Here is an 11,067-nt window from a genome sequence, read left to right as displayed (position 1 = left end):
CTTCTTCTGAAAATCTCTTCATAAAAACTGCGCCTCCAATTGGTTAGATTATGTCTAACAATTGGGGCGCAGTTCATTTGCAAGGGTTCAAGTCAGGCTACGATTTCTGCTTTATGCAGCTTTTTATACATCCTTGATATGACTACGTTCTGTGGATAGTTGAAAGAAACGAGAATGTATAAAAAGCGCACCTTTTATACATATGCTCGTTCCTATAGGAATAGTCTTTTTGAATGATTACAGATGAGGAAATAACCCGTGAACGCCTTCTGCAATCATTTGTATAGCCATCACTGCTAGTATTAATCCCATTAACCTTGAGATAACATTTAAACCATTCTGTCCGAGCTTGTTGATAATAGATGTAGAATAATAGAAAAGGATAAAAGTAACTCCTAATATAAGGGTGTAACTAATGAGTACACTCCCTAGATTTGCTATCGAATAAGAACTGTGAGACATGACTGTCGCAATTGTTCCGGGTCCAGCCATAATCGGCAGAGCAAGGGGGGTAATGGAAATATCATTTTGGGAAGCTGCAGCTTTTTGTTCATGCGAATGAGGACTTTGTGCATTAGAAGGTTTAGCATGAAGCAAGCTATAGGCAATTCCAAAGATTAAGATTCCTCCTGCTACACGAAAAGCATGTATGGTGATCCCAAAGGCGGAAAAGATAAAACTTCCTAAAAGTAAAAATAGGGTAAGAATAATAAAAGAGATAATGACAGCCTTCCTTGCACTATGACGTCTTTCTTGAATAGAATAATCATTCGTAAGAGTAATGAAAATAGGTATGTTTCCTAGGGGATTCATAACAGCAAAAAATGAGATAGTAAGTTTAAGAATTAAAGCTAACATTGTAAAAGCTCCTTTCATCTTAATAGTACATACCCATTTAGCTTACTTCGTTAACCTATCCACCTATATTTTCACTTTTTAATGGAAAAAGGACCCTGTAAGGTCCTTCTAGTATTTACTTAGTTGACTAATCCAGCATTTAATTTAAGTGAATGACTTAAAATTATGTAGATTAATTGGTCAATTATCAAAACAAGTTTAGCATTCCCTACACCTTTTTCTAGTTGTTCAAAGTCTTGCGATACTTGCTGGAGTGGCAAAGTTGTACCGATAATTGGACGAAGTACACCACTTGTTAGCATGCCAATTACACTATGAATACTTTGTTCATACTCGTCTTTGGGTGCATTCCACAGAGCTGTTGCTGTTAGAAATAATTTTATAAGAACTTTACTTTATGAAGCAAATGTTCGTTTTCAGTCCACTCAATAACAAGTTGTTCATAACCCAATAGGGCAGTATCTGGTTTGTTAATTTGACCTTCAAGCCATTGTTTAATAGTTAATAGTATTTGATTATTAAAATCATCGGAAGCACGGTTTGGATAATCAGCAATTGAAAGAGGATAAAGCGAAAAAAGAACAGTTCTATCTCTGGAATAAGAAATTGAAGCAACTACGTTACCAAAGATATTTGGCTTGTTAGGACACCTACTATCAAATTCGAATTTTCTTACCAAACCAAATGAAACATCCATTTCTATGTTGAAAAAGACTAATTTAAGTTGTCTTTTATTAGTCGAGTATTTCTCATTCTTGTTTAAATTACGGAAATGTGTAAATTTCATTTATTTCCCTCCTTCATACACCCTTATTATACAAATTTTTTATTCATGACTGAAATCACCCCAATCCTTTGATAAAATGTAATGATAAGGAAGGAGAAGAATTAAATGGACGCTAATCAACTACCGACAAGAAGTGAAAGACATAAAACTAAAGAGAACTCATCTCAGCTTAGTGTTGCATTTGTATTAGGTACATGTTGGATACTCTTTACCCTGACTCCTGAGTCATGGAGGGCACCCTGGGCCTATATTGTTATTGGCATAATTGCTATCTATCTATCAAGTAAATTAGACAAATTCAAATGCTCCCGAACAGTAAAATGGACAATTGCTATTTTGGTTTATGTCATCGGGTTCATCTTGTATGTTTTATAAGAACAACAAGTAATATACATATAGAATTTCTTTATTTGTTATAAAGTTTGTATGATATTGGATTATTACGTCGATTATTAACATCAAGATATTACTTCTTTAAAGATGAAAGTGGTAATGTAGTCGCTCAATATACGTATGATGCTTGGGGAAATATTCTCTCTCAAAGTGGCGCGTTAGCTTCTTCTAACCCTTATCGTTATTCGGGATACCGTTAAGATGAAGATACCAACCAATACTATTTAACAGCTCGTTATTATGATTCTAGTATTGGTCGATTTATAACAAGGGATACGTTCCTTGGTTTTACAGATGATACGTTGAGTTTAAACCAGTATGCTTATGCACAAAATACCCCTGTTATGTACTACGATCCAAGTGGACATTCTAGGATCTCTGTGAAACTGTTTGCTGCCGGAATAAGCATGGCACTGACAGGAAGTATAGGTTTAGGTGCATTAATAGCCTATATTAAGAAAAGAGGAGCAAAGGCAGCAAACAGTTTTTTTATAGACGTTTGAGGGACAAACTCATAATTATTAGGGCATCGACGGCGGTATTAAAAAGCTTAGATTGGATAGTTAACACTGCATTCAACTATTTAGATCCTGGAACTTTCGCTGCAAAATAAATCGATAAAAGAGATAAAAAACCAAATAACGGCTATATTGATTTTTCAATCTACACCAACAGGTAAATGTAATGTTTCCTATAAAAACAAAATCAATTTCTGTACGCATTAAAAGTAAAATTTTTGAAGAAGTGTTTGAAGCAAACAAATGTAAAACCTCTTTGTTTGCTTTCCTTTTAGTTATTTACAAAAAGTATGTACGTTCAGTGACATCTAATAAGGAGAGATACTTTAATGCCACTAGTTTTACTAGTTTTTTATCAAACGATTTTGTTTAGCATTGTACTAATAGTTAAAGTACTATTAGAAAATTACAATGAATCATTATTTCATTTAAATTCAATAATGTCATTTTTGGGGTCATACTTCATTTATGGACTAGCACTCTTATTTTTAGTATATGTTTATAAACGATATAATACTATCTCGTTTAAAAGAAGAATCATAACATCTATATTGTCTTTTTTGCTTTCTTTTTTTGTAACGATTATATTTTTATCAATGATGGAAAAATATGATATTGTTTACTTACGGTTATATTTTGGTACTTTATAATTAGCAATCCTAATAAAAAGCTATCTCATTCTATGAGATAGCTTTTTATTTTTATCTTTTATAGCATACTTTCGGGTAATAAATCCAAAGAAAAAATTAAAATAATAAGAGCTAAAAGAAAAGAAATAAGATTAATCCACCATTTATTCTTTGATTTAATACCCCAAATGCCAACTGGTATTACAAATAAATATTTTGCAATGTTCTCATTTACATTCATTACTTCAGGGAGAAAAACACTTGCTAAATAAATACAAACAGCTATTATTAAAGAATTTCTAATTATGATTAACAAAGTAAGTATCCTCCGTTAAATATTTTTAAATATAAACTTTATAACCTATACTGAGTTAGATTGCTTGGTCAACACATTAGCCACTGCTTATTGCAGATGAGGTTAATTGTATTATGTCAATAATTTCTCTCTTATGGGTTCTAACCTTTTAAATTTCTTATGGTAAGATTGCCCCTTTTAAATTTCTTATGGTAAGATTGCCGTTGTAATAAACTTTCCACTAACTTAAGAGCATCCTCTTTTCGATTCGCTTTTACATAACTATCAATAACCTCAATGTATTGTTCATCATATGGAAATTTCTCTTCTTGAACTAGTTCAAACGCTTTATCAAAACAAAGGGTAGCATTGTTATAATCCTTCAAATAAAGGTATGTTCCCCCATTTCCAGCATATAGACTCGCTTGCTCTGTATTATTCAAGCCTGAAAACTTTAGACCTTCATTTCTAATATCAAGTGCTTTCTCATATTCCTTTTCCGTTTCCGCACTAATAGCTGCATCGTGAAAGTGCTTGAACTTTGTTCGCTTTTTCTTAGGACGAGTGATTTTAAAAATAATCAAAATGACAATTAAGTCTCTTATTACTGAAAAGACATCGTAACCGAAATTCTCAAGGCTATATTTTGTTATAGTCCTATATACTAAATGGACCACATCATAAATAAGAGAGAAGTATAGCATATAAAGAAGAAATTTTTTCAATTCGTTCCCGACTTTCTATTATTAAGTTCCTTTATTATACATGATGTATGGTAAAATGAGTCGATAATATGACAAATGAAGAAATTTATGGAACCACATCATTCTAATAAACTACTAATGTTAATAAAAGATTGAATGCGAGGAAATAAACATGAATGACTACCCTAGAACAGGTTTAAGATTAAGGAGTGAGCCTGGCGTAGACTCAGAAGTAAGAAAAGCGTGCATTAACTTTTGTAAATGGTTAAGAACGCAAATGGAGTTTCCTATCCGAGTTGTTATTTACCTAAAAAAAGATTACCAAATTAAGAACCGGACAACAAAGGAGATGGTAACAGCTACTTTCTTTGCTCCCTATGAAAAAGATGTTGAACCATATATCCGCATTGCTACTGGGGATTATACAGATTTGATTAGAGAAAGAGGAAAAATAGATGCATTGTATGCGATGTTAGACAGCATTGCCCATGAACTTTGTCATTATCAACAGTGGTTGGAAGATAAGAAATTAGAGGAGGAAGAAGCTGAAGAGAAAGGGTCTCAACTAGTTGATGAATATGCCGAAAACATTGATTCAATTTTAGATTTCTAACCATCTTCAATAACCTTTTATGAAGGCTTGAAGTATCTAGAATATACACTAATTAAACAGGAGGAGATAGAATGAACCCAAGTATTGTAGATGAACTCATAAAGAAGCTTTCCTTACTCAATTCAAACAAGGAATATGTTGAATTAGCAGTTGATTTAAACGACATTTACGAAAGTAGTAATAAACTTGATCGATTGATTACAGACACTCTTAGTTCTTCACTAGACCAAGAGAAGCTAATAGAGCAATTAATTGAAATAGAGGTCGAGCTTGATCATATTAATTGGCATTATAAAAGCTTGAAAAAGGAACTAAAACAATTACTTAACACTTAAAGCGAAAGAAGGTAAAGATTTTGAAAAAAGAATTTTATCAGGGAGATAGTTTTTGGAGCGACGATAGTGAATATAAGCGTATAGATTACCCGATAAATGATGAAATCATAAAGCAAGCTGAAGTTATTTTAGGTGTTAAGTTACCTAGTTCATTATTGGATTTAATGAAAATAAGAAATGGTGGGGGATTAAACTACCCGTACTTTATGTTACCTGATGGAGATGCAGAAAGTATTCCTTATGGAGGCAGGGCAAGCATTAGTACAATTGATCCTATACATTTCGAAAATGATGATATAAGTATCTTGTCTTCCAAAGAACTATTGGAAGAAGCCAAACTCAAGGGTGAATTTGTGGTTTTGTGGACGGATTTTCACTATTGGGTTGTGTTGGATTATCGTAATAGATTGCAAGATCCTGCTGTTATGTATATCGCAGAAAACTTCTCAGCTTCAACAGACGATACTACAGAATGGGAGTATATCAAAATAGCAGACACTTTTGATGATTTTCTAAAGCAATTATTTCGTGTACCCCCATTAGATCCAAAGCAATTAAAAAGCAGTTATAGACGTAAATAATTAATAAGCTAAGTTGGACTTGTAGAAACTACATATTTTGCTCCGAAATAGCACGGCTTTATTTTAGTAAGCAATAGAAAATCACTTCGATTTAATGTCCTTTTTCAACCTATAATAAGAGCTATTATTAACCTGTATGATATAATTAACAAAAATAGGAAGTTAGGAAGGGGTAGACCTATTGTTTGGAGGAATGATACTTGGCATTGTTATAGTATTAATTATATTTTTCGCTATGGCTAAAACAATAAAAGATACTCAAAAAGCCAATGATAAAAAGAGGCGTTAAATCCATATATATGCTATCCATATTTTGTACCTTCTCATAACAAAAAGGAGAAAATAACTAAAATGAAAAAATACTTATGGAATTATGGTATTCTCGTTGGAATCATTATATTTCTAGCTGTTGGTATACCACGAATAACAAGTAATGAAGTAGTATCTTTACACTCTCCAGAAGAAAAAAAGAAAGTGGAACAACTTCAAGAAAGTTTTCGAAAATGGTCACTTAAACCACTGGATAAATTAATGGTGCAAAGTTACGAGGCTAAACCGAATGGGCATGAATGGGACAGTGTCGCAAAAAAATCAATTGAAAATTATCGGGTTACATATTACACGTTTTTTGGAATCCGTTATATGGAAGTAGAAGTGAGTTGAATGTAACTTAACGATAGTACGTGAAACGGAAACAAAAATCCCTTAGAAACAAATTTTCTAGGGATTTTAATTGCCATTGTTTTTGTCATAAAACCATATTTCCTACATCAAAGCTAAAAAATAGTTATTTTTCTCCAATGAAGGAATGGGAAATGCTTTACATGAAGCTTGCCATATTCGGATTTATAGCTATGTAATGCGGCATCCAGCAATCTGAATTCTCAGTACCAATTTCATGACCATTTGAACAGACTCTGTTCATACCGTCTAATCCATCTAAACCGCAGCATCCGTTTAAACGATCTCCATCTGGATGATGCTTAGAATTGATTAGGTCCTTCATATTTATAATAATTGTACCTTTTTTATCAACTTCATCATCTTCACCAACGATCAAGAAATAACCTTGAGGGATATAGTCTAAAGGAGTATGATCTTCTCCAATTTCTTCGTTAAGTAAGCTTAAATCCCGTAGTTCTGTTAATACGTTAGAAATTTCTATTTCACAACTTTTACAAACTAACTTCAATATAGTAAAACCCCTTTAACTAGTTTATATTCAAGCACAACACTTATAAATATGATGCTTTTCCAATAATTTGTCTACTTAAGTGGTTTTCTATTTAGAAATTCATATTACTTTGTTTCTTATATGAAATTTCCGTTTAGTCTACTTTATACTACACATACTTCCAATAACAACAATTATCGGTTCTTTAACTTTAAGGAAACATTCATAGACCTACAACATCATCTTTAATTTGAAAAAGAGTTCGCAAAAGTATACCTTTACGGACTTTTATTTTATATAAGGAATCTATCACTTTGATCGTTCGTTTTCGTTTTAAAGCAAATTACGAACGTCTTCATATGTTTATGCACTTTTATGAACGTTTTTGATTAAATAAAAAGAAGTTTGATATTTGAATAAATAAGTTAGATTGGAAAAGCTGGCGCAGGGAAAGCAACTTCAATACCTCAAGTAGTATTGGACGGTCCTAAAGAAATTGTTGATAGAAGACGCATCTATGTTATTATGTATACTAATGCTCTAAGAGACCGTATAAAAAATTATCAAATTAAATAAGAAGATACCTAAGCAGTTAGATACTAAAACCTTGCAGTTCCTCTTATTAAGAAAGTTTATCCCTCCATTGCACCACCTTTTTTATGAACAGCAATTTATAAAAGGAGCACAGATGAAATTGTTACTTAATTAAACGTAGCGAAGTCTTATATAGCTGTTATATCAAATGATTCAAGGGAATACATGTTAATTATACGAATGATTCATCACCTACTATAAGTAAGTATTAAAACGTTGAATTATATAGTTTGACTTAGAGTGCAAGCGGCAAATATCTTACAAGGTGGTATATCTATTGAAAGTTGAAACACGTAGCGTTGAATTTGTTCCAGTAGACGAACGTCATGGAAAAGCAAAAGGTTTGTTCCCCATTTGGTTTGGAGCAAACATGCACATTACAACTCTTGTAACAGGTGCATTACCAATTAGTTTAGGTCTTAATTTATTTTGGAGTTTCGCAGCTATTATACTTGGAACCTTATTGGGTGCTATTTTCATGGCTTCACATTCTGCTCAGGGACCTAAACTTGGAATTCCTCAAATGATTCAAAGTCGAGCACAGTTTGGAGTAATCGGAGCTATTTTCCCGTTATTTCTTGTAATGTTTGTGTATTTAGGTTTTTTCGCAAGTAGCAGTGTGCTTGCAGCACAAACATTAAACAGTTTAATACCCATTAATCAAAGCTGGGCTATAATAATCTTAAATATTCTTTGTTTTATTGTTGCAATTTTTGGCCATGATTTAATTCATAAAATGCAGAAAGTATTATCATGGTCTTCATTTGTTGTGTATCTAGTAGCAACAATTATTATATTTCAGTTACCACTTCCGACAGGAAGTTTTTCATTAAGTGGTTTGGATTTACCTGTATTTTTACTCGCTATCAGCATTGTAGCAACATGGCAATTAGCATATGCACCATACGTAGCAGACTATTCACGCTATCTGCCCGTTAATACATCAACTGCACAAACCTTTTGGTATAGTTACCTGGGTACATTTGTAGGGACTGTATGGATGATGATTTTAGGAGCAACTTTAACAACTACTATTCCTAATTTCCTTGATCATTCTGGTGGGAATTTAGCTCACTTATTCGGAAGTTTTGCTATCTTTATGTATTTGATCATTATTTTTGGTCAACTAGCTATTAATGTTTTTAATTTATATGGTGCTTTCATGTCAACCATTACAACTATAGAGCCCTTTTGGAAGCTGAAAGTAACACAAAAAGTTAGAGTAGGGATGATGTTTTGTGTTACATTGGCAGGTACTATCCTATGTTTATTAGGCCAAAGTAATTTTCTATCATTTTTCTTAAATTTTATCTTTTTCATTAGTTATTTCTTGATTCCTTGGACGTCTATCAATCTTGTGGACTACTACTTATTACGCCGTGGTCAATATAATGTAAAAGATATCTTCGATGTAAATGGTCAATACGGAAAAATAAACGGAATCACTTGCATGGCATTTGCTGTATCAATTATTGCAGAGGTTCCTTTTATTAACACATCATTCTACATTGGTCCTATAGCAAAGGCATTCGGGGGCGCAGATATTGCGTGGCTAATTGGAATAATAGTTCCTGCAATCTTATATTATTTTCCGATGAAACAAAAGTTAAATAAAGAAGTTTGTAGTAACTGAATTCGAAAGAAAGGCCTGTATCTAAACAGATACAGGCCTTTCTTTAACCCATGAAAAGAGAATAAACATTCTTTTTTTATGTAACAAAAACGAGATGCAAACGATTATGCATCCCGTCATGTGAAGAAGGAAAAAAATAGCTTTTAATGCAGCATATGATCTTTAAGGAACACCTCATTTACGTAATTGCATTGCCTAATGAAACAGTAACTTGAAAAAGTATATTCTCTTTAACAAACACCTCATTTAAGCATTGAACTAAAAAGATATACAATGTGAACGAAATCGTTCTTGGTCTGGGACAAACACCTCATTTGCATAGTTATAAATGAACGTTATTGTCTACCCATTATATATATTCTTACTACGCTCATGACTACCATCCCCTTATGAATCAAACATACATCGATTTACAATAAGGTTTTCTGAAATATGCCTGCTGTAGACACCTCATCCCAAATGTAAGAAGCTTTGTAATGATTAGTTGTAATCAATAACTTGTTTTCCTTCTTCCTTAAATAGAATATCCCAATAGCCTATTTATAATTCAGTAAAGCTAACAGGGGTTTTTTGGATTACATGCACCCTTTATTTATAACAAAGATTAAATAAAGAAGCTTTATTATGAATAGCTATAATAAATAGAGATATGTATGTACTTATTCATTTTATTTGATGTGTTGGAGCATCAAATAGCTATGCCACTTATGCCATATCATAAATTTTTGATAGGGGAAAGGTGAGTAGATAGAATTTGTTAAAGGTATTGTTTTCCTTATTTGCTATCAACTCTACTATATGTTACACTACAGATAACTTATTTTTGTTCGGTATATTGAGAAAAGAAAAAACCTAATTAGAAGTTTTTATCTTGAAATAGTATGTTTGGGCAAGATTGGTAATACATTTGTGGAGTATTCCACAGCAGGAGGCAACATTATGACACAAGGTACAGTAAAATGGTTTAATGCAGACAAAGGTTTCGGTTTCATTGAAATCGAAGGCGGAGACGATGTATTCGTTCATTTCAGTGCTATTCAAGGTGAAGGTTTCAAATCATTAGAAGAAGGTCAAAAAGTTACTTTTGATATCGAAGAAGGTCAACGTGGAGCACAAGCTGCTAACGTTCACAAAGCATAATTAAAAGTGATAACAAAAAAGGCTCCTTATAAAGGAGTCTTTTTTTATGGTCTTATAATTAGCAAACTATGATTTATCTAGTATTAGTTCAATAGAAAACCCAGGCTTTAAAAAAAGCCTGGGTTTTAGACAAGACGATCGATACAAGGTTAATTAGTTATAACATATAATAGAAATAGAAAGCAAATATGAACAAAGACTTTTATATATATAGGTAGTGTTTAATCTTTTAAAAAGCATAGGTGTACATTATCTTCTATGGGGATTACGGGGGATTTTATCAATAAGGCGTTTTTTAGCTTCCATCTGACTTTTACATAAGGGACATTTCTGATGACTATCGTAAGAGAAGTCTTTCCTCATCCAGCCTTTACACTTTTCTACTGTACATTCCCAAATTTCTGTTTCTTCTTGAACCGGAGGTTCTTGATTTCTTTTACTATAATACATACTAATCACTACTCCTCTCTTTATAAGTATGCCTTATAAAGAGAGCATAGATACTTTATATCTTTTCTTTCATTCATATTTTATTAGCATCAATTTCACATTTGAAAAAAGTGGAGTGGGGATATTAAGATATAATAATTAATGTTTAATGAATAGTTGTTACCGTGACGTGTAAAATACAATGGAAATAAAAAAGAATGTTTTTTTTAGAAAAACTATTGACGTTTCATTTGATATGTTTTATTATTATTAAGCGTCGTTGAAACGACAACTTATGATGTGAACATTGAACTTTGAAAACTGAACAAAGCGACAAACGTCAACGTTAATTTTTATTTTTTAAATTGAGCAAGTCAAACATTT

General features: G+C 32.3%; 12 protein-coding genes and 1 pseudogene. 7 read left to right on the top strand and 6 right to left on the bottom strand.

Annotation, left to right across the window (positions count from 1 at the left end; translation table 11 throughout):
* Positions 1-237: 237 nt before the first annotated feature.
* Positions 238-858 carry a MarC family protein gene (locus ACFX4R_RS29205; RefSeq protein ID WP_165575020.1) on the bottom strand — a complete coding sequence of 207 codons (621 nt, stop codon included), beginning with the start codon at positions 856-858 and terminating at the stop codon, positions 238-240.
* Between the two features lie 379 nt (positions 859-1,237).
* On the bottom strand, positions 1,238-1,645 hold the full coding sequence (locus ACFX4R_RS29200; RefSeq protein WP_165575021.1) for a hypothetical protein: 408 nt from the start codon (positions 1,643-1,645) through the stop codon (positions 1,238-1,240).
* 605 nt (positions 1,646-2,250) lie between these two features.
* Here ACFX4R_RS29200 and ACFX4R_RS29195 point away from each other — a divergent pair.
* A pseudogene (locus ACFX4R_RS29195) lies at positions 2,251-2,541 on the top strand (RHS repeat-associated core domain-containing protein); the annotation flags it as partial.
* Between the two features lie 723 nt (positions 2,542-3,264).
* On the opposite strand, the gene ACFX4R_RS29190 reads toward ACFX4R_RS29195, so the two are convergent.
* The gene (locus tag ACFX4R_RS29190) at positions 3,265-3,501 is read right to left on the bottom strand and encodes a hypothetical protein (RefSeq protein WP_165575022.1); all 237 of its coding nucleotides are present in this window, start codon (positions 3,499-3,501) and stop codon (positions 3,265-3,267) included.
* A gap of 140 nt (positions 3,502-3,641) precedes the next feature.
* Positions 3,642-4,064: a tetratricopeptide repeat protein gene (locus ACFX4R_RS29185; protein WP_377571693.1), complete on the bottom strand. Its 423-nt coding sequence runs from the start codon at positions 4,062-4,064 to the stop codon at positions 3,642-3,644.
* Positions 4,065-4,356: 292 nt separating this feature from the next.
* Between ACFX4R_RS29185 and ACFX4R_RS29180 the strand changes: the two genes are divergently transcribed.
* The 4 genes from ACFX4R_RS29180 to ACFX4R_RS29165 all read left to right on the top strand — a co-directional run bounded on the left by ACFX4R_RS29180 (position 4,357) and on the right by ACFX4R_RS29165 (position 6,376).
* Entirely contained in the window at positions 4,357-4,797 is a 441-nt protein-coding gene (locus tag ACFX4R_RS29180; protein WP_377571691.1) for a hypothetical protein, read from the top strand.
* Between the two features lie 71 nt (positions 4,798-4,868).
* On the top strand, positions 4,869-5,132 hold the full coding sequence (locus tag ACFX4R_RS29175; protein WP_165575024.1) for a hypothetical protein: 264 nt from the start codon (positions 4,869-4,871) through the stop codon (positions 5,130-5,132).
* A gap of 20 nt (positions 5,133-5,152) precedes the next feature.
* On the top strand, positions 5,153-5,713 hold the full coding sequence (locus ACFX4R_RS29170; RefSeq protein ID WP_165575025.1) for an SMI1/KNR4 family protein: 561 nt from the start codon (positions 5,153-5,155) through the stop codon (positions 5,711-5,713).
* Between the two features lie 351 nt (positions 5,714-6,064).
* Positions 6,065-6,376: a hypothetical protein gene (locus ACFX4R_RS29165; RefSeq protein ID WP_098621865.1), complete on the top strand. Its 312-nt coding sequence runs from the start codon at positions 6,065-6,067 to the stop codon at positions 6,374-6,376.
* A gap of 157 nt (positions 6,377-6,533) precedes the next feature.
* Here ACFX4R_RS29165 and ACFX4R_RS29160 read toward each other — a convergent pair whose 3' ends face one another.
* Positions 6,534-6,905, bottom strand: a complete 372-nt coding sequence (locus ACFX4R_RS29160) for a hypothetical protein (RefSeq protein ID WP_165575026.1) — start codon at positions 6,903-6,905, stop codon at positions 6,534-6,536.
* A gap of 853 nt (positions 6,906-7,758) precedes the next feature.
* Between ACFX4R_RS29160 and ACFX4R_RS29155 the strand changes: the two genes are divergently transcribed.
* Positions 7,759-9,114: a purine-cytosine permease family protein gene (locus tag ACFX4R_RS29155; RefSeq protein WP_102812989.1), complete on the top strand. Its 1,356-nt coding sequence runs from the start codon at positions 7,759-7,761 to the stop codon at positions 9,112-9,114.
* A 939-nt stretch (positions 9,115-10,053) separates the two neighbouring features.
* Positions 10,054-10,254: a cold-shock protein gene (locus ACFX4R_RS29150; RefSeq protein WP_025751380.1), complete on the top strand. Its 201-nt coding sequence runs from the start codon at positions 10,054-10,056 to the stop codon at positions 10,252-10,254.
* A gap of 249 nt (positions 10,255-10,503) precedes the next feature.
* Here ACFX4R_RS29150 and ACFX4R_RS29145 read toward each other — a convergent pair whose 3' ends face one another.
* Positions 10,504-10,704 carry a cold-inducible protein YdjO-related protein gene (locus tag ACFX4R_RS29145; RefSeq protein ID WP_043978988.1) on the bottom strand — a complete coding sequence of 67 codons (201 nt, stop codon included), beginning with the start codon at positions 10,702-10,704 and terminating at the stop codon, positions 10,504-10,506.
* Positions 10,705-11,067: the final 363 nt, after the last annotated feature.

Origin of the sequence: Priestia sp. YIM B13490 (assembly GCF_042787735.1) — a bacterium.
GTDB classification, from domain to species: Bacteria; Bacillota; Bacilli; order Bacillales; family Bacillaceae_H; genus Priestia; species Priestia megaterium.
This window is presented reverse-complemented; position numbering and strand designations above follow the sequence as displayed.